This window comes from Xanthobacter sp. DMC47 (assembly GCF_056313845.1).
In genome coordinates this window covers 366389-386391 of sequence record NZ_JBQUZM010000005.1, presented here as the reverse complement: position 1 = coordinate 386391, position 20003 = coordinate 366389, and the positions used below count along the sequence as shown (strand labels likewise).

12 protein-coding genes are annotated in these 20003 nt (G+C 70.2%); 9 read left to right on the top strand and 3 right to left on the bottom strand.

The window, feature by feature from the left end:
• Window positions 1-149: 149 nt before the first annotated feature.
• From ACT54R_RS21915 to ACT54R_RS21900, 4 genes are read left to right on the top strand one after another with little or no spacing between them, the layout of a single operon-like run.
• Window positions 150-9398, top strand: coding sequence for an SDR family NAD(P)-dependent oxidoreductase (locus ACT54R_RS21915; RefSeq protein WP_476330014.1), 9249 nt, complete (start codon window positions 150-152; stop codon window positions 9396-9398).
• 52 nt (window positions 9399-9450) lie between these two features.
• Window positions 9451-10641, top strand: a complete 1191-nt coding sequence (locus ACT54R_RS21910) for an efflux RND transporter periplasmic adaptor subunit (RefSeq protein ID WP_476330011.1) — start codon at window positions 9451-9453, stop codon at window positions 10639-10641.
• Between the two features lie 9 nt (window positions 10642-10650).
• Window positions 10651-11796 carry an ABC transporter permease gene (locus tag ACT54R_RS21905; RefSeq protein WP_168457328.1) on the top strand — a complete coding sequence of 382 codons (1146 nt, stop codon included), beginning with the start codon at window positions 10651-10653 and terminating at the stop codon, window positions 11794-11796.
• The gene (locus ACT54R_RS21900; protein WP_476330006.1) at window positions 11793-12557 is read left to right on the top strand and encodes an ABC transporter ATP-binding protein; all 765 of its coding nucleotides are present in this window, start codon (window positions 11793-11795) and stop codon (window positions 12555-12557) included. Before ACT54R_RS21905 ends, ACT54R_RS21900 begins: the two co-directional genes overlap by 4 nt.
• A gap of 198 nt (window positions 12558-12755) precedes the next feature.
• Here ACT54R_RS21900 and ACT54R_RS21895 read toward each other — a convergent pair whose 3' ends face one another.
• A complete protein-coding gene (locus ACT54R_RS21895) occupies window positions 12756-13304 on the bottom strand; it encodes a MarR family winged helix-turn-helix transcriptional regulator (RefSeq protein WP_476330003.1) in 549 nt (182 codons plus the stop codon).
• Between the two features lie 190 nt (window positions 13305-13494).
• Between ACT54R_RS21895 and ACT54R_RS21890 the strand changes: the two genes are divergently transcribed.
• Genes ACT54R_RS21890 through ACT54R_RS21875 form a run of 4 tightly spaced genes read left to right on the top strand, consistent with a single transcriptional unit; the run spans window position 13495 to window position 17339 of the window.
• Window positions 13495-14043: a flavin reductase family protein gene (locus ACT54R_RS21890; RefSeq protein ID WP_476330000.1), complete on the top strand. Its 549-nt coding sequence runs from the start codon at window positions 13495-13497 to the stop codon at window positions 14041-14043.
• A gap of 21 nt (window positions 14044-14064) precedes the next feature.
• A complete protein-coding gene (locus ACT54R_RS21885) occupies window positions 14065-15552 on the top strand; it encodes a 4-hydroxyphenylacetate 3-hydroxylase family protein (protein ID WP_476329998.1) in 1488 nt (495 codons plus the stop codon).
• Between the two features lie 35 nt (window positions 15553-15587).
• A complete protein-coding gene (locus tag ACT54R_RS21880; RefSeq protein ID WP_476329995.1) occupies window positions 15588-15968 on the top strand; it encodes a cupin domain-containing protein in 381 nt (126 codons plus the stop codon).
• 24 nt (window positions 15969-15992) lie between these two features.
• On the top strand, window positions 15993-17339 hold the full coding sequence (locus tag ACT54R_RS21875) for an amidase (RefSeq protein WP_476329992.1): 1347 nt from the start codon (window positions 15993-15995) through the stop codon (window positions 17337-17339).
• A gap of 9 nt (window positions 17340-17348) precedes the next feature.
• On the opposite strand, the gene ACT54R_RS21870 is transcribed toward ACT54R_RS21875, so the two are convergent.
• Both ACT54R_RS21870 and ACT54R_RS21865 read right to left on the bottom strand, forming a co-directional pair.
• A complete protein-coding gene (locus tag ACT54R_RS21870; RefSeq protein WP_476329989.1) occupies window positions 17349-18743 on the bottom strand; it encodes a sensor histidine kinase in 1395 nt (464 codons plus the stop codon).
• The gene (locus ACT54R_RS21865; protein ID WP_168457336.1) at window positions 18727-19443 is read right to left on the bottom strand and encodes a response regulator; all 717 of its coding nucleotides are present in this window, start codon (window positions 19441-19443) and stop codon (window positions 18727-18729) included. The genes ACT54R_RS21870 and ACT54R_RS21865 overlap by 17 nt, the downstream gene beginning before the upstream one ends.
• Before the next feature lie 207 nt (window positions 19444-19650).
• On the opposite strand from ACT54R_RS21865, the gene ACT54R_RS21860 reads away from it, so the two are divergent.
• Window positions 19651-19977, top strand: coding sequence for a hypothetical protein (locus ACT54R_RS21860; protein ID WP_476329986.1), 327 nt, complete (start codon window positions 19651-19653; stop codon window positions 19975-19977).
• The last annotated feature ends 26 nt before the right edge of the window (window positions 19978-20003 follow it).

The following is a 20003-nucleotide window of genomic DNA, read 5'->3' as shown; positions in this document are numbered from 1 at the left end:
AGGCGGATCGACCGGTAATCTGGTAGACAGTGTTCGTATTATAATACCTTTTTAAAGTATTTGCCGATAATCTCAAGAATTGGTGATGACAACATTTTTGGTATGCGCCTATTTTGCGGTGCGGGATCACACGGAAGGGGGCGCTTCCGATGGACAGTGTCGATCTGCTCGACGGTGATTTGAAGACCGTCATCTCCCACTCTCTCACCGAACCGCAGGCCACCGAACCTCTGGCGGTCGCCGTGGTCGGCATCGGCTGCCGGTTCCCCGGCGGGATCTCCGGCGGGTCCGATTATTGGTCCTTCCTCATTGGCAAACGCTGCGGCATTCGGGAAATCCCGGCCGATCGCTGGAACTACCGCAACTATTACGACGCGGACCCCGAATGCGCCGGGCGCTCCTATTCCAAATGGGGCGGCTTCCTCACCGGCGACGTGTTCAGCTTCGATCCCGCCTTCTTCGACATGGCCCCGCGCGAAGTCATGTCCATGGACCCGCAGCAGCGGCTGCTGCTGCAGGTGGCGTTCGAGACCGTCGAGGATTCCGGCATCACGCTGCGCACGCTGCAGAAGAAGCGCACCGGCGTGTTCGTCGGCATCTCCACCTCCGACTTCAGCTATTCCCAGCGCTACCGGCGCGTCGCCACCGACATTTTCGCCGGCACCGGCTCGGCCTATTCCATCGCCGCCAACCGCATCTCCCATCGGCTCGACCTCAACGGCCCGAGCATTGCCCTCGACACCGCCTGCTCCTCGGCTCTGGTGGCGGTGGACCAGGCGATCCGCCACCTCTCCATGGGCACCTGCGACGTGGCCTTGGCCGGCGGCGTCAACATGATGCTCGACCCCGGCCCCTTCGTCGCCTTCTCCAGCGCCAACATGCTGTCCGCGACCGGCGCCATCTACACCTTCGATGCGCGCGCCGACGGCTTCGTGCGCGGCGAGGGCTGCGGCCTCGTGCTGCTGAAGCCCCTCGCCCGCGCGGTGGCGGACGGCGACCGCATCTATGCGGTGCTGCGCGGCTCGACGGTGAACCAGGACGGCCGCACGCCGACCCTCACCGCCCCCAGCGACGTGGCCCAGACGGCCATGCTCAACAGCTTGCTGGAGCAGACCGGCATCGATCCGGAAGACGTGGGCTATGTGGAGGCGCACGGCACCGGCACGCCGGTGGGCGACCCCATCGAGGCGAGCGCCATCGGCCGCGTGTTCGGCGCGGGGCGGGTGGACCGGCCGGTGCTGGTGGGTTCCTTCAAGCCCAATCTCGGCCATCTGGAATCGGCCTCTGGCATCGCCGGCCTCATCAAGATCGTGCTGTCCGCCCACCATGGCGTGGTGCCGCCCAACCTGAATTTCGAGCGGCCCAACCCCAATATCCCGTTCGATGCCCTCGGCCTGAAAGTGCCGGTGGAGCCCACCCCCTACGATGCCGAGGACGGGGTGCGCCTCAGCGTGGTCAATTCCTTCGGCTTCGGCGGCACCAATGCCTCGGTGGCGGTGGAGAGCTGGCACGGCGGCGGACGGGCCGCGAAGGCCGTGCCCGCGCGGGCGGTGCCGACCGACGATCCCGCCTTCATTCCCCTCTCCGCCAACGGCAAGCCGGCGCTCGCGCTCTGGGCGGAGGAACTGGCCGAGGCGGTGGACGATGGCGGGGCGCTTTCGGGCGTCTCCTATGACAGCCTCTCGCAGGTGCTGAAGACCAGCCGCGACCATCTCAACGAGCGCGCCGTGATCCTCGCCGACCGCGCCGCGCAGGATCTGCCGCACAAGCTCCGCATGCTGGCGCTCGGGGCCGACGCGCCGGCCGAGGAGGCGGAGGCGGTCGCCCCCTACATCATCACCGGCCGTGCCCGCCCGCGCCGGCTCGCCTTCACCTTCTCCGGGCAGGGCGGGCAATGGTGGGCCATGGGCCGCAAGCTGCTGACCACCGAGCCCACCTACCGCGCCTTCGTGGAGGAGTTCGACGCCGTGCTGAAGCCATGGACCGGCTGGTCCGTGGTGGAGGAGGTGCTGAAGGACGAGGGCAAGACCCGCATCAATGATGCGGACGTGACGCAGGCCTCCATCTTCACCATGCAGGTCGGCCTCTATCGCATGTGGCGCGAGCGCGGGCTCACCCCTGAACTGCTGGTGGGCCACAGCTTCGGCGAGGTGGCGACCACCTATATCGCCGGCTGCATCGATCTCGAAACCTGCGCCAAGATCATCTACCACCGCGGCCTCATCCCCCACGGCAGCACGCGCCGCGGCGCCATGGCGACGCTAGGCGTCACCTATGACCAGCTCGCGCCCTTGCTGCCGGACGACGGCAGCGTGGTGGTGGCGGCCTATAACGGCCCCACGGCGCAGACCATCTCCGGCATGGAAGCCCCAGTGGATGCCGTGCTCGCCGAGGTGCGCCGGCTGTTCCCGGATGTCACCGCCCGCCGCCTCACCATGGATTTCGGCTGGCACTCGCCCCACCTCGACGATTGCGAGGCGAAGTTCCGCGAAGGCCTCGGCGAGATCGACTGGAAGCCGCCGTCCATCCCTATCGTCTCCACCGTCACCGCCATGCTGGAGACGCGGTTCGACAGTGAATACTGGTGGCAGAATCTGCGCCAGCCGGTGAACTACAAGAAGGCCATCGATTTTTGCCTCGACCTCGGCATCGACGCCTTCCTGGAACTTGGCCCGCACCGCACGGTGACGCCGCTGATCCACGGCATCGCGCAGGAGCGCAACGCGTCCGTCGTGGCCGTGCCCTCGCTGGAGCGGCAGGGCGACGACCGCCTCGTCATGGCCCGCTCCATGGCGAGCCTCTATGTGAACGGCGTCGCCTTCGACTGGACCGAGGCGGCGAAGGATGCGCAGGCCGATGCGCCTGCCCGCGCGGAGCATCTCGCCCTGCCGCGCCGCCCGTGGGCCAATGAGCGCCTCGTGCAGCTGCCGCTGGAGGCGAAGCACTTCCTTTTCGACACCGACCGCCACCCGCTGCTCGGCTGGCGCGAGAGCGGGCCGGAGCCGGCCTGGACCAATGAGATCACGCTGAAAAGCCTCAAGTATCTCGCCGATCACCGCCCCGGCGGCGACTGCCTGTTCCCGACCGTCGGCTATGTGGAGATGATGACGGCGGCGCTGCGCGAATTGTTCGGCGCCGCGCCGGTGGAATTGCGCGACTTCAAGATCATGGAGGCGCTCTCCATCGGCCCCGACGACGTGGTGCTGCTGCGCACGTCTTACGATCCGGTCACCAGCCGCCTGCGCATTTCCTCGCTCAAGCGCGATACGGACGAGGACTGGCGCCTGCGCGTGGAGGCCTATGGCTGGCAGCACGCCTTCACGCTGCCGAAGGCGAAGTTTGACCCCGTCGTGCTCTCCGGCACCCCGGCCATCACGCGGGAGGATTTCTACCGCCTCACCGCCCGCCATGGCCTCGATTACGGCCCCACCTTCCAGGCCGTGGAGGCGCTGTGGCTGCCCGGGCCGCGCCATGCGGTGGCGCGCATCGTCAGCACCGAGGCGGAGAAGCGCACCGGCTTCATCGCCTTCCCCGGCCTGTTCGATTCCGTGCTGCAGGCCGGCCTTGTCGTGGACGACGTGGACGCGGGCCTGTGGATTCCCGGCGAGCCCTTGCCGGAGATGGAAGAGGTGGGCGGCAAGTATCGCCTCATGCTGCCCATCGGCATCCGCAAGGTGATGGTGACCGGCCCGCTGCCGAGCGAAGTCATCTGCGAGTTCTTCACCGATCCGCGCGACGACACCGGCATCTACCGCGTCTACGCGCTGGACGGCACGCCGCTGCTGGCGGTGGAGAACCTTCAGGTGAAGACGCTGGGCGCGCTGAAGGCGGCGACCGGCGAGGGCGCCGTCGTCATCGACGAGACCTATGAGAGCGATGCCGACACGACCCCGGCCCCCGTCCGCACCGGCCGCTGGCTGCTGGTGACCGGCGACGCCGCCGAGACCGCCCCGCTTGTCGCGGCTCTGGAGGCGCAGGGCTCCACGGTGGAGACCATGGACCCGGCCCCGCTCTTCGCCATGGAGGCCGATGCCTTCACCGCGCAGGTGGAGGCGATGCTCGCGGCGCCGGAGGGCCTCGCCGGCATCATCTATGCCGCCACCGCCGGCACGCATCTCGCCGACGCCGAAGCGCTCTCCACCGAGGCGCTGCTGGCGGCGGTGGAGCCGGCTGCCAACGGCCTCGTCACGGTGGGCAAGGCGCTGGACCTGCTGCGCACCGCGCCGCTGCGGCCGACCCTCGTGGTGCTCGGCCGTGCCGGGCGGCGGGTGCCGGGCGATGGCGCCATGAGCACGGACGGCCTCGCGGATGCGCCGCTGCTCGGCCTTACCCGCACCATCGGGAACGAGTGCCCGGAATTCGCCGTCCGCCATGTGGATGCGGATGCCGCAGCCTTCGCGGCCGGGGCGACGCTGGCCCAGGCGGTGGCGGAGGAGAGCGCGGAGGCGGAGATCGTGCTGCGCGGCGCCGGTCGCCTCGTGCCCCGCCTGCGCCAGAGCGAGCTTTCCGCCCAGGCGCCGAAGCACCGCGTGATCGCCGTGGGGGCGGATCGCTCCAACTTCACCGTGACGATGACCCAGCCCGGCGTCATCGACAATGTGGTGCTGCGCGAGTGCCCCTGTCCGGCCCCCAAGGCGGGCGAGGTGGTGGTGGAAGTCGCGGCCGTGGGCCTCAACTTCCGCGACATCATGGCCGCCACCTCCATCCTGCCGGACGAGCAGGACGGGGCGGGCGCGTGGTGGCGCAATCTCGGTCTCGAATTCGCCGGCACCATCCAGATGGTGGGCGAAGGCGTCACCGGCTTTTCGCCCGGCGACCGGGTGATGGGCATGGGCAAGGGCTTCCTGCGCCGCTTCGCGGCCGCCGATGCCCGCTTCCTCATGCACGTGCCGGATACGGTGGATCTGAAGGACGCCGCCACCCTGCCGGCCGCCTTCATGACCGCGCACTATTCGCTGGTGGACATCGGCCGCCTGCTCCCCGAGGAGCAGGTGCTGGTGCATCTCGCCACCGGCGGTGTCGGCCTTGCCGCCATACAGGTGGCGCGCAACATCGGCGCCGACATCCTCGCCTCCGCCGGCTCGGACGCCAAGCGCGACCATCTGCGCGCGCTGGGCATCGTCCATGTGATGAACTCGCGCAGCCTCGAATTCGCCGAGGACGTGCGCGCGGCGACAAGCGGGCGCGGCGTGGACGTGGTGCTGAACGCCCTGTCGGGCGCCGGCATCGACAAGGGGCTGGAATGCCTCGCGCCGTTCGGCCGCTTCGTGGAGATCGGCAAGCGCGACCTCGCGCAGGACAAGCCCATCGGCCTCAAGTCCCTCTATTACAACAACTCCTATTCCGTCATCGACCTCTCCACCATCGCCGACGAGCGGCCCGCGCGGCTCTCCTCCTTGCTGCGGGCGGTGGAGGCGGAAGTGGCGCGCGGCGCCTACCGGCCGCTGGTGGCGACGCGCTTCCCGGTGTCGCGGGCGGCGGAGGCCATGCGCCTGTTCGCCAAGGCGCAGCACATCGGCAAGGTGGTGCTGACCTTCGACGAGCCGGAGGTGGAGGTCGAGATCGACCTCGCCCAGCCCATGCAGCTCTCGAAGGACGCGAGCTATCTCGTCACCGGCGGCCTGCGCGGCTTCGGTGTCGCGGTGGCGGACTATCTGAGCCGCGCCGGGGCTGGCCGTCTGCTCCTTGCCGGTCGCAACGGCACGCCGGACGAAGACTCCGCGCCGGCCATCGCAGCTATCCGGACGCGCGGGACCGAAGTGGTGCCCCTCGCCCTCGATGTCACCGATCCGGAAGCGGTGGAGGCGGTGATCGCCGCCCATGCCGCGTCCGACAAGCCGCTGAAGGGCATCGTCCACGGCGCGGCGGTGATCGAGGACGGCTTCCTCGCCCAACTCGATGCGGCGCAGATCAGCCGCGTCATCCGCCCCAAGGTGGGTGGCGGCTGGAGCCTGCACCGCGCGGTGGAAAAGCATGGCGTGGCGCTGGATTTCTTCGTCAGCTTCTCCTCGCTGGCGCAGGTCATCGGCAGCCCCGGACAGGCGAACTACACGGCGGCCAACGCTTTCCTCAATGCGCTGGGCTCGTTCCGCAAGGGACGGGGCGTCGCCGGTTCGTCGGTGGCGTGGGGCTCCATCGCCGGCTCGGGCTTCGTCGCCCGCTCCGAGGCGCTGGGCAATTATCTCGAAAGCATCGGCATGAAGCCGGTGCCGGACACGGAGGCCGCCGCCTCGTTGGGCACGCTGCTGCGCGCGGAGGGGGAGAACCCGGCCTTCGCCCGCGCCGACTGGTCCGCCATCGCCCGCGCGCTCGCCCGCACCGCCGCGACCGGCCGGGTGAAGCCGCTGCTGGCGCAGCGCTCCGCCGGCCGCTCCCGCATCCAGGCCGATCTCCTCGCCGCTCGCCGCGAGCAGTGGGAGGCGATGCTCGCCGATCTCATCCGTGGCGAGGTGGCGAAGGTGCTGAAGGTGGCGGCTGCCGACATCCCGCCCGACCGGCGGCTGTCGGAGCTGGGGCTCGATTCCCTCTCCTCCTTCGAGCTGAAGAACCGCATCGAGGCCCATGTGGATGTGAACATCCCGGTGGCCAAGTTCCTGCAGACGCCCACCATCACCGGCCTCTCCGGCGTGGTGGCCGCCACCTTCGAGGCGGCGCAGAAGGCGCGCGCTGCGAGCGCGGAAGCCCTCGCGGCAGGCGGCGAAGGGGCGGCTGGAAGCGCCGGCCCGCTCGCCTTCCGCCCACTGGTGCGGCAGGAAGGGCTCATCGCCCTCGCCACCCGGCCCATGACCACGCAGGCCGTGCGCGGCGCGCTTGAGGTGGCGGCCTCCCGCGCCGTCCCGGCCGGCCTCGCCTTTGAACAGCTGGCGCAGGCGCTGGCGGACCTCGCGGCGGCGCAGGATGCTTTGCGCCTCACCGCCACCGAGACCGGCGCCATCGTGCTCAACGGTGCGCCGGACCTTGAATGGGTCGCTTCCGCCGGCGCCCTCGCGCCGGTGACGCAGCCGGGGCCGCTGTGGCGGTTCGGCGTCTCCAAGGGCGATGATGGCGCGCTGACGCTCCACGCCCGCGCCCATCGCGCGGCGGCCGATGCGCTCTCGCCCCATCTTGCGCTCGCCGCCTTGCTTTCGGCGGTGGAAACGGCGCCCGCGCCCGGTGCGCCCTTCACCGCCTTCGCGGCGGAGGGGCGCCCGGCCGATGGCTCGGCGGAGCAGGGGCGCCATCTCGCCTTCTGGAAGGAAGTGCTGCGCGCCGTGCCGCCCGCGCTGAAGACCGGCGTGCGCTCGCTGGCGCTGGCGCCGGCCGGCTTCGGCATCAATCGCGGCCCGGTGGGGCGCCTCGCCGCCCGCCTCGCCATGCCCGGCTTCGGTGCCCTTCCGGCGGCCGAGCAGGAGGCGCTGCTGGTGTCGGCCCTCGCACGCACCCTTGCCACCCGGCATGGCGTGACTGGGCTCGCCATCGAGTGCCACGATCCGGCGCGGCACGGCGGGCTGATCGGCCCGGTCGCCACCTCCGTGCCGCTGCTGCTGGACCGGCTGTGCGAAGCCGACCGGCTGGTGCGCCGCACCCGCCAGCGGCTCGCCATGGCGCGCGATCACCGCGCCATCGACACGGCGGCGCTGGAGGCGACCCTCGGCGGCAAGCTCAATGCGGCCGGGGCGGCGCTCCGGCAACTGGGCTTCTCCTATGTGGATGCCGCCTCCGCCCCGGCGCTCGCCGCGCTGGGCGTCGCCGATCCGCTGGCCGCACTGGCCGATCCGTTCAACGAACTGCGGCTCGATGCGATGGCGGAGGGAGACGGCGTGCGCCTCGTCCTCGCCGTAGATACGGCGGCCTTCGACGCGGGGGCCGCGCGGCCTTTCCTCGATGCCTTCGCCACGACGCTGGAGGCGCTCGGCGGCAGCCCCGCAAGCGTCTGCGATGCCCAATGGCATGCCCCCGCCGAGGCCCTGCGCCGCACGGCTGCGGCGGCGCCCGAGCCGGTGGCGGCGACATCCGCCCCGGCGCATGTGAGCGGCGAGCGGGAGGTGCCGCTCTCCCTCAAGCAGGGGCTGCTGCTGCGCTCCTTCCTGAAGCCCGAGACCGGCCATGCCTGCCGCGCGGCCTGGACGGTGAACCGCGCCTTCCGCATTTCCCCGCGTATGGACATCGAGCGCCTGCGCCGCGCGCTCAAGCTGGTGGAGGAGCGGCAGGAGGCGCTGCGCTCGCGCTTCGTCGTCGGCGACGACGGCCGCCCGCGCGTCTTCATCCTGCCCCCGGGCGAGCCCTCGCTGGTGGTGGAGGACATGCCCGACGCCACCGAGGCGCAGATGGAGGCCCGCGTCGTCGAGCTGATCGGCGACGCCATGGACCCCTTCACCAATCCGCCCTATCGCATCACCGTCCTGCGCTGCGGGCCGGAGGGCGACGTGGTGGTGGCGCACGGGCACCACACGGTGTTCGACGGCTGGTCCCTCGGCCTGTTCGTGGAAGAGTTGTTCCAGGCCTTCCTCGGCATCCCGCTGCCGCCGCCGGAGATGGACGTCGCGACCTATGTGAACACGTTCGAGCGGGCGACCGATCCGGCCTTCATGGCCGAGCGCGACGCCTATCTGCGCAGCCTCTATGCGGTGGACCCGCCGCCGGTGCCCAACTTCGGGCGCCGGGCCAAGGGCCTCGCTCCGAACTTCGACCTCACCCAGGGCGGGCCGGCGGGCGAGATGTACGCCTTCCTCAGCGCCGACGGGCAGCAGCGGCTCCAGGCCCGCGCGCGGGCGGCCGGCGTCACCGAGACGGCGCTGCTCATCGCGGCGGTCGGCCAGTCGGTGGCGGCGCTGGGCGGGGTGGACGACGTGATGCTGAACGTGCCCGCCGCCATGCGCACGGACCGGCGGCTCAACGGCTTCATCACCTGGGTCGCCGGCTCGGCCCTGCTCCGGGTGCCGGCGCGGGCGATGCCGCGGCTGGAGCCGCTGGCGGGCAGCGTCGCCGACCAGCTCAACCGGGCCATGCCCTACGTGCCGTTTGAATATGCGGCGCTGGACGGGGCGGTGCACGACGAGGTGATCGCCGCCGGCTCCTACCTCGCTTTGTACCAGAGCGGCATGCACAGCCCCGACCGCTTCGCCCGTGGCGCCACCACCTCGACGCTGCAGCGGCAAGGCAAGGGGGAAACATTGGACCTCGGCCTCATCAAGGTCTCGCCGTGGGCCAACCTGCCCTTGACGCGCTACGCCATCAACGAGTTCGACCTGCGCTCCTTCCAGAGTGCGGACGGGCTCGCCTACCGCCTCGGCTTCGACCTCACCGCCTTGACTCCGGCCGAAGCGCGCGGCCTCTTGGAAGAGGTGCTGGACCGGATGGAACTCGGCGGCGACGGCTGCACCGCCATCGTCGATGTGGACGAGGAGCAGCCCGCGTGAGTGTCAGCGACGACTGTCTGTCCGATAAGGCCGCCCGTCTCAGGGGGCGCCCGTGAAGCCGGAGCGTGTCCAGCCCGTCCACCTCAAGCCCGACCATTCGGCCGGGTGGCGGCGCTTCGCCGTGGTGATGCTCCTCCTCCTCGCGGCCGGCGGCGCCGGCTTCTGGTGGTATGTGCTGCCGGTGCCGGTGGCGTACCACGAGGTGCGCCTGCGCATGATGAGCCTCGAGATCAACGGCCCGGGCCTCCTCGACGCCATCAACCGGGTGGTGGTGACGAGCCGCATCCAGGGCTTTCTCAAGGTCATCGAGGCCGACCGCAACGACAGCGTGAAGCGCGGCCAGGTGCTGGCGCGCCTCGAATCCGTCGATCTCCAGAACCAGCTCGCCGCCGCGCAGGCGGAGGCGAGCGCCGCCGGGCGCATGGTGACGGAAGCGCAGGCGGATCGCGCCCGTGCGCAGGCCGTCCTCGACAAGACGAAGATCGAATACGAGCGCCGCTCGACCCTCGTGCGCCTGAACGCCGCCTCGCAGGCGGAGCTGACCACCACGGAAGCCGCCTTCAAGCAGGCCGAGGCGGACATGGCGCGCTCGGAGGCCGGCATCGAGCGGGCGCGGGCGCAGCTCCTCTCGCAGGAAGCCAATGTGAAGGTGCTGGAGGCGCGCCTCGGCGAGGCCACCATCAGCGCGCCCCTGGACGGCGTGGTCATCTCCCGCGAGCGCAATCCCGGCGACCTGCTGCTGCCGGGGGCGAACCTGATGCAGGTGGTGGAACTGTCCTCCATCATCATCTCGGCCCGCTTCGACGAATCCGCCCGCGCCACCATCAAGGCCGGCCAGCCGGCGCGTGTCACCTTCGCCGCCGATCCGGGGCGGGTGTGGAACGGCAAGGTGCTGCGCCTGTCGCGGCAGGTGGACCAGGAAACGCGCGAGTTCACCGCCGACATCACTCTCGATTCCCTGCCCGAGAGCTGGGCCATGGGCCAGCGCGCCAACGTGGCGGTGGAGGCGCAGTCGCCCGAGCAGGTCATCGGCATTCCGGAATCCCTCGTCATGCGCCGCGACGGGCGCGCCGGCGTCTGGCTGGCGCAGCGCGGCCGCGCCACCTGGACGCCGGTGACCCTCGGCTACATCAGCGGCTCCAACGTGGTGGTGACGCGCGGGCTGAAGGAGGGCGACGTGGTGCTGGCCCCGGCCGGGCGCTACGCCTTCCAGCCGGTGAGCCTCGGCACCAAGCTGCCCTGAGGGTTCGAGATGAACATCGCGCTCAGGGACATGCGCTTTTCCGCCTTGCGCTTCGCGCTGACGGCAGTGGGCATCGGCATGCTGCTCGGCGCCACCATGGGGATGATCGGCCTCTATCGCGGCATCGTCCACGAGGCGCTGCTCATCATCAACGACATCGGCGCCGACCTCTGGGTGGTGGAAGGGGGCCGCTCCGGCCCCTTTGCGGAGACGTCCGCCGTGCCCGCCAATCTCGACCGGCGGGTGGAGGGCGTGCCGGGGGTGGATTCCACCCGCCGCTTCATCCAGTACAACCAGCAATACACGATCGACGGCAAGCCGGTGCGCCTCGCCGTGACCGGCGTGGACTACCCCAAGGATTCCGCCGCCTGGATTCCCCTCATCGACGGCCGCGCCTTCCGCTCCACCCGCTACGAGGCCATCGCCGACCAGTCCACGGGGCTCCTCGTGGGCGACGTCATCCGCCTCGGCCATGATGACTACACGGTGGTGGGTCTCACCAAGGGCCAGGTGGACATGGGTGGCGATGGCATGTTCTTCGTCACCATTCCCGATGCACAATCCATCAACCGCGTGCTGCCCTCCGAGGCCGTGCTCCTAAACCGCCTCGCCAAGGGCCGCTCGCGCATGGGGCTCGGGGATGGCGGCTCCATCGCGGCGGTGATGGTGGAGCTGAAGCCCAATGCGGACGTGAAGGAGGTGCAGCGCCGCATCAAGGCGTGGGGCGACGTGGAGGTGCTGACCCAGGACGAGGAGCGCGACATGCTGCTGAACGGCCGCCTGTGGCGGCTGCGCGTCCAGATCCTCGCCTTCACCGCCATGACCCTGCTGGTGGCGGGCTCCATCATCGCGCTGACGATCTACATGCTGACGCTGGAGAAGATCAATCAGATCGCCCTTCTGAAGCTCATCGGCGCGCGGGACCGGGTCATCATCGGCCTCATCGTGCAGCAGGCTTTGTGGATCGGCGTGCTGGGCTATTCGGTCGCCCTCGCCATCTCCTTCACGCTCTATCCCAACTTTCCGCGCACGGTGCTGCTGCTGCCGGACGACCTTGCCTGGATCGCCTTCTCTCTCTTCCTCATCAGCCTGTTCGCCAGCTGGTTCGCCATCCGCCGCGCCATGCGGGTCAGGGCGCAGGAGGTGCTGGCATGAGCGCCGTTGCCGGAGCCGTGCCCGCGCTTCCCGTCGCCGAGCCGGTCTCCGCCGACGCCGTGATGGAGGTGCGGGGCGCCAGCAAGATCTATCTTTCCGGCCCCAATGCGGTGGCGGCGCTCTCCGACATGACGCTGGCGTTGAACGCCGGGGAACTGACCGGCATCGTCGGCCCCTCCGGCTCGGGCAAGACCACCTTCCTGATGATCGCCGGGCTCCTGGAGCCGCCTTCCACCGGCACGGTCTATTTCCGCGGCCGGCCCATCGCCGATCCGCAGACCAAGCTCAACAGCCTGCGCGATTTTCGCCGCACCCACGTGGGCTTCATCTTCCAGAAGGCAAACCTCATCCCCTTCCTCACGGCGGTGGAGAACGTGCAGATCGCGCTGGAGATCAACGACGTGCGGCCGAAGGCGGCCCGCGAGCGGGCGCGGGAATTGCTGGACCAGTTCGGCCTCGGCCAGCGCGAGGACAATTACCCCACCCAGCTCTCCGGCGGCGAGCAGCAGCGCGTCTCCATCGCCCGGGCGCTGGCCAACGACCCCGTGCTGCTCCTGGCCGACGAGCCCACGGCGGCGCTGGACGGCACGCGCGGCCGGCAAGTGATGGAGGTGTTCCGCGCGCTCGCCGACGAGCGGCGGGTGGCGGTGGGGGTCGTCACCCACGATCCGCGCTGGTCCGACATCTTCGACCGCATCGTGGAGATGAGCGACGGACGGATGGTGTCGGAGCGGGCGGGGGGTGTGGCGGGGCATATGTAGAGGGCGGCGCGCCCCGGACCAGCGACGGCGCAGCCGCAGCGCCGAGCCGGGGCCCAGGGGAAAAGTCGGCGAAGCCGGCGATACTCCGAGACCCTCCGTTGAGCCGCCTGCGGCGAACCCTTGCGCTGGGCCCCGGCTCGCATTCCGCTGTCGCTGCATGCGTCCGGGGCGCGAGGGTGGTGCCCACTGCGCCGCCCCTCACACCAGCGGCGAGACCTGCTCGCGGGCGGTCTCGATTTTCCCGTCCGGGGCCAGATAGTCGATCAGCTTGAGGGTGCGCTCGCCGGTGCCGGCGAGCTTGGCGACGACGGAGCGCATCGTGCGGAACTCGCTGGCCGAGAGCGGGCCGAACAGGGTGTCGTTGGCCGGCGCCTGCACACGGGTCAGCTCGGCGAGGCGCTGCTCGGCCTCAGGCGTGACGGCGAGGAGCACCCGGCGGCGGTCGCCCGGATTGGTGGTCTTGCTGACGAGGCCGGCGGCGACCAGCTTGTTGACCTCGATGGTGACGAAGGCGCCCGAGAGATGCAGGTGCTCGGCCAGGGTGGCGACGCCCAGTTCCGGCACCTTGCCGCTCAGGCGCGCGATGGACATCAGGATAGAATATTGCGTCCCCGACAGGCCGATGAGGCCGCCGAGGCGGTTGCGCACTTCCTGAATGGCGGCGGCGAACGCCAGCATGTCGTGGACCAGCTCGCGGAATTCGGTGTCCGATCCGTCGATGAGCAAGGCGGCACGAGAGGCTGTCAAAGGCAGCGGCCTTCGGCCCCGCCCGTTCTTCGTCTGAGGCATGGAACGTCTGCTCCCGCGCACCGTGGACCCTCTCCCTGCAGAGGGGCGGCACGCGGGAATGTTTTTAGCCGGGCAGGGGGCTTGACGTCCATCAGCCATTTTGTAATAGCTTTATTACAAAGCTATATCGCGCTGTGGACATTGCCCCATGTCTTCGCCAGGTCCCACATCCTCGCCCAGCTTCGCACCGTCTCCCGACGCGCCCCGCGTCGCCGATTTCGATCCGCGCGCCTTTCGGCAGACGCTGGGGGCGTTCGCGACCGGCGTCGCCGTGGTGGCGGCCGAGGCGGCCGACGGCACGCTCGTCGGCATGACCATGAGTTCCTTCAATTCGGTCTCGCTGGACCCGCCGCTGGTGCTGTTTTCCGTTGCCCGCACGGCGCTTTCGCTGCCGGCCCTGCGCACGGCGGCGGCTTACGGCATCTCGGTCCTCGCCCACGACCAGCAGGACCTCTCCGGCCGCTTCGCCCGGGCCCAGGGCGAGAAGTGGACCGGCGTCGATCACCTGCGCGGCCATGGCGGGGCGCCGCTCCTCGCCGGCGCGGCGGCGCATCTGGAATGCGTGCCCCACGCCATCCACGACGGGGGCGATCACGAAGTTTTCATCGCCCGCGTCGTCGCCCATCGCTCGGCCGTGGCCGAGCCGCTTATCTTCCATGCCGGACGCTACCGCACGCTCGCGGCCGTCGCCGGCTGAACCGAACTTGAGGACCCTGCCATGATCAAGACCGGTGCCGAGCATATCGAGAGCCTGAAAGACGGCCGTCAGATTTTCATCGATGGCGAACAGGTGGGCGATGCCACCACCCACCACGCCTTCCGCCGCTCCATCGCCTCCGTCGGGAAGATGTTCGACTTCCACAGCGCCCCGGAAAACCGGGAGCTGATGACCTTCGAGACCGACACCGGCACCCGCGCCAACCGCATCTGGCAGCTGCCCACCAGCTATGAGGAGCTGAAGACCCGCCGCCGCGGCCTCGAGGCCTGGACCGAGCTGCATGGCGGCTTCCTCGGCCGAGCGCCGGATCACGTCGCCTCCTGCATCTCCGGCATGTACATGGGCCTCGACCAGTTCGAGCTGTACGACCCGGCCCGCGCCCGCGCGCTGGCGGACTATTACCGCTACGCCCGCGACAACGATCTTTATCTCACCTACGTCATCATCAACCCGCAGGCCGACCGCTCCAAGAACGCGGCCGAGCAGGCCGACCCCTTCCTCTCCGCCGCCGTGGTGGACGAGGACACCACGGGCATCACCGTGCGCGGCGCCAAGATGCTGGCCACCGGCGGCATCATGGCCAACGAGGTGTTCGTCACCTGCATCCAGCCCCTGCAGAAGGGTGAGGAGCCCTATGCGCTCTCCTTCTGCATTCCGATGAATGCGAAGGGCCTGAAGATCCTCTCCCGCAAGTCCTATGAGGCGGCCTCGCCCAGCGTGTTCGACAACCCGCTGTCGAGCCGCTTCGACGAGAACGACGCGGTGCTCTACTTCGACGACGTGAAGGTGCCGTGGGACCGCATCTTCATCGCCCGCGACATCGCCATGACCAACAAGCAGTTCCATGCGACGCCGGCCCACGTCTACCAGAACTATCAGGCGCAGATCCGCCTCTCGGTGAAGCTGAAGTTTCTGCTCGGCATCGCCCGCCGCATCACCGAGGTGAACGGCACCACCAATTTCCCGCAGGTGCGCGAGACGCTGGGCCAGCTCGCCGCCGAGGCCGGCATGGTGGACGCCTTCGTCGCCGCCATGGAGGCCAAGGGCAGCCATTACGGCCCCTATTTCGTGCCCGACCGGCACACGCTCTATGCCGCGCAGACCCTGGCCCAGCAGCTCTACGGCAAGTTCATCACCGCTTTGCGCGAGCTGGCCGGCGGCGGCATGATCATGCTGCCCTCCTCGGTGCATGATTACGAAAACACGGAGCTGGCCCGCCTCATCGGCAAGACCCAGCAGTCGCCGGCCGCCAGCGCCGAGGAGAAGGTGAAGTTCTACAAGCTCGCCTGGGACGCGGTGGGCTCGGAATTCGCCTCGCGCCACACCCAGTACGAGATGTTCTATGCGGGCGCCTCCTTTGTGGTGAAGGGCCACTCCTTCCGCACCTACGACTGGGCGGGCGCGGAGAAGCTGCTCAACGACATGCTCTCCTCCTACGCCCTCTCCGACGAGGTGAAGCCCTTCGCCGCCGCCCGCGCGGCCGAGTGATCCGTTCCACCGAAAGCACAGCGAAGACCACAGCCATGGCCATCAACAAGATCCACGACGAGTTCCACACGCTCGACCTGACGACCGGGTGGGAAGTGCCTCCGGGGTATCCGGCGGGCATCCAGCAGAAGATCCTCGCCGGCGCCCTCGATGAGGAGAACCGGGCCGGCTCGCGCTCGCGCCTCCTGAAGTTCGAGCCGGGCGTGTTCACCACCAAGCCCTTCGTCCACGAATACTGGGAAGAGGTGTTCCTCGTCTCCGGCGACCTCACTGTCGGCAATGACGAGAAGGGCGAGGGCGGCGAGAGCTTCCCGCCCTTCACCTATGCGGTGCGTCCCCCGGGCGCCGTGCATGGGCCGTTCAAGTCGGAAAAGGGCTGCATCCTGTTTGAAATCCATTATTTCGATCCGGCCTGATTCCTCTTCTTCGCGGACGCCCCCATGCAGCCCACCCTCGCCGCCCTCGCCGATGATCTCGCCTCCGGCCGCACCACGGCGCGGGCGTTGGTGGAGGGCTGCATCGCCCGCATCGACGATCCGGACGGGGAAGGCGGGCGCGCCTTCGTGCGGGTGAACCGGGAGGCGGCCCGCGCGGCTGCCGATGCGCAGGACCTGCTGCGCAAGGCCGGGGCCGCGCCCTCGCCCTTCGCCGGCATCCCCATCGGCATCAAGGACCTGTTCGACGTCGCCGGCGAGGTCACGGCGGCGGGCTCCAAGGTGCTGCGCGATTCCCCGCCGGCCAGGGCAGACGCACCGGCCGTGGCGCGCCTGCGCCGGGTCGGCTTCGTGCTCGTCGGCCGCAACACCATGACCGAGTTCGCCTATTCCGGCCTCGGCATGAACCCCCACACCGGCAATCCCTCGGCCCCCTTCGAGCGGGCGACGACGCCGCGCGTCTCCGGCGGCTCGTCTTCCGGCGGCGCGGTGGCCGTGGCGGACGGCATGGCCCATGCGGCGCTCGGCACCGACACGGGCGGCTCCTGCCGCATCCCGGCGGCCTTCTGCGGGCTCGTCGGCTTCAAGCCCACGGCGCGCCGGGTGCCGCGCGAGGGGGCGTTTCCGCTCTCCACCACGCTCGATTCCATCGGCCCCATCGCCCGCTCGGTGGCCTGCTGCGCGGCGCTCGACGCCATCCTCTCCGGTGGAGACGCGCCGCTGCCGGCCCGTCCCGTAGCTGGCCTGCGCCTTCTGGTGCCCACCACGGTCGCTCTCGACGGGCTCGACGCGCCGGTCGCCGCCGCCTTCGAGGCTGCGCTCGGACGCCTCGCCAAGGCCGGCGCGCACATCGTCTCCGCGCCCTTCCCGGAGTTCGGGGAGATCGCCACCCTCAATGCCAAGGGCGGTTTCGCGGCGGCGGAGAGCTATGCGGTCCACCGCCACCTGCTGGCCGAGAAGGGCGAGGGCTACGACCCGCGCGTCTCCGTCCGCGTGCGGCGCGGGTCGGAACAGTCGGCGGCGGATTATGTGGATCTGGTCGCGGCCCGCGCCGGCCTCGTCGCCCGTGCCGCCGCGCGGCTCGCCGGCTTTGATGCGCTGGCGCTGCCCACCGTCGCCATCGCCCCGCCGCGCATCGCCGACCTTCTGACGGACGACGACGCCTATGGCCGCGCCAACATCATGGCCCTGCGCAACCCCACCCTCATCAACATGATCGACGGCTGCGCCATCTCTTTGCCTCTCACCGGCGAAGGCGGGCTGCCCGCCGGCCTCATGCTCGCCGGGGCACCGGGAGCGGATGCGGCGCTCTTCGCCGTGGCCGCTGGCGTCGAGGCGGCGCTGAAGGACTGAGGTCCCCCCTCAGGCCATGCGCTCGTTCTGTGCCGGCTTCGGCAGCCGGACGGTGAGGCGCGCGCCGCCGCCGGGGCGGTCGGAGATGGTGACGTCGCCGCCGTGCCCCTCGGCGATCTGCCGCACGATGGTGAGGCCGAGCCCGGCGCCGCCGCTGTCGCGGTTGCGCGAGGGCTCCAGCCGGTAGAAAGGCTCGAACACCACTTCGCGCTCGCCCGCCGGAATGCCCGGCCCGCGATCCTCCACCACGAGGTCCACCGCATCGCCGCGATCGTGCAGGGAGATGTCCGCGCACCCGCCATAGGCGATGGCGTTGCCGGCGAGATTGGCGAGCACGCGGGCCAGCGCGCCGCGATGTCCGGCCACCATCCGCTCCGCGTCGGCGCCATGGAGGGTGACGGCCGCCCCTTGCGCCCGCCGCGCCTCGCATTCGGCCCGCGCCAGCGCGGCGAGATCCACGGTCTCCCCAGAGGCGGGCGCGAAGGAGGCGCGGGCGAAGGCGAGGGCGTCGTCCACCAGCGCCTGCATCCCGTCGAGATCGGCCTGTGCCTTCTCCACCTGATCGCCGGGCGGCATCAGTTCCAGCCGCAGCCGCAGGCGCGTGAGATAGGTGCGCAGATCGTGGCTGATGGCCCCCAGCACGAGGGTGCGCATGCGCACCAGCTCCGAGATGCGGGCCTGCATGGCGTTCACCGTGCGGATGACAAGGCGAACATCGTCGGCGCCGCGCTCCTTCACATGCGAGGGCTGGAGCTGGGCGCCGAACCGCTCCACCGCCGCCGCGAGATCGGAGAGGGGGCGCGTCTCCCGCCGCACCGCGAGGAGGGCGAGGAGCGCCACGAGGAAGCCGAGGATGCCGCCGAGAAGTCCCACCGGCAGGCCGAGGAAACGCACCGTCACGTCTCCCCCCGCCACGATCTCCAGATAGCTGCCGTCGGCCAGCGCAAAGGCCACGGTGAGCCTCGCACCGCGCAGGTCGCGCAGGCGCTCGACGAGGCCGTGGGGCTGACCATCCCCGGCGAGCGAAAGCGCGATGAAGCGGTCCGGCGGCAGGCCCGCGAGCAGCCGGAGCCGGCGCTCGGCAAAGCCGAGCAGGCGCGGTGTCTCGATGTCCGGCTTCTCGGCCCGGATGGCGACGAGGAAGCCCGGCCCGGCGGCCGCGTGCACGGCGAGATCGCGCTCGGCTGGGGGCAGCCGATCCAGCAACTGCGCCAGCGCGGCGATCCGCTGCATCACCACCAGCACGGCGACTGGCGAGGAGGATCGCTGGCGCTCCAGCACATAGGCGGCGAGCATCAGCAGCTGCACCGCCAGCAGGCCGGCGACGACGATCAGCGCCAGCCGCGTGCCGAGCCCGAACCGGCGGTGGGGGCGCGCCGCCGCCGGATCAGAGCTGGCGGACATCGACAGTGAGCAGGTAGCCGCCATTTCGGACGGTCTTGATGAGGCTGGCCGCGTCTTCCGACACGCCGGACAGCTTGCGGCGCAGGCGGCTGACAGAGACATCGATGGTGCGGTCGAACGGGTCGGCCGAACGACCACGCGTCCAGTCCAGCAACTGGTCGCGGGAGAGCACGCGCTTCGGCCGTTCGAGGAAGCAGGCGAGCAGCTCGAACTCGGCGGAGGTGAGGTCGAGGAGCGGGCCATCGGCCTCGGCGACGCTGCGCGCGTCGAGGTCGGCCACGAAGCCGGCGAAGGCGACGCGGCGGTTGCGGACGGGGGGCTCGGCCAGCGCACCCTCCGCACGGCGCAGCACGGCCCGGATGCGGGCGAGCAGCTCGCGCGGGTTGAACGGCTTCGGCAGATAGTCGTCGGCCCCCATCTCCAGCCCGACGATGCGGTCCACGTCGTCGCCCTTGGCGGTGAGCATGAGGATGGGCACCCCGCCCCGCGCCCTCAGGCGGCGGCAGATGGAAAGTCCGTCCTCGCCCGGCAGCATGAGGTCGAGGATCACCAGATCCGGCCGCGCGGTGGCGAGGATGCGGTCCATGGCGGAGCCGTCCTCGGCCGCCAGCACGCCATAGCCCTCGCGGCCGAGGAAGTCCGCGAGCAGGGCACGGATCTCGCGGTCGTCCTCGACGATGAGCAGCGTGCGCTGGGCCAAAAGCGGGTCTCCTGGAGGCGGTGTGGGTCTCGGCTGGGACGGGGCGAGTTTCGCCGGACGGAAGGGCGCCATCAATGCGCGCCCATGTCGAGGATACAAAACGTTACAGCACCTCACCGGCAGGCAAACGCGTTGCAACGGGCATCCGCGACGCTCTCACCATCGCAACCGGCCATGCCCTCGGGATGGCGCCTGAGTGAGACCGAGATGCCCAGCCTGAACCCCTTCTCCCGTTCCGCCGCCATCATCACCGTCGCCGGCTTCACGATGCTGTCGGGCATCGGCGAGGCGGCCGCCTGGACGCGGACCGGCAGCGTGACGACGCCGCGCGGTACCTATCACGGCGCAGCCGCTGGCAGTTGCGCTGGCGGCACGTGCAGCCGCGCCGCCGTGGCGACCGGCCCCTATGGGGGCAGCGTCTCCCGCACCGGCAGCGTCACCCGGACGGGGCCCGGCAGCTACGACTACCAGCGCACCACCACCGGCCCTGCCGGCAACAGTGTGTCACGCTCCGGCTCGGTGAGCCGCTACTGACCTGATCTCAGGCTCCGGGCCGCGAA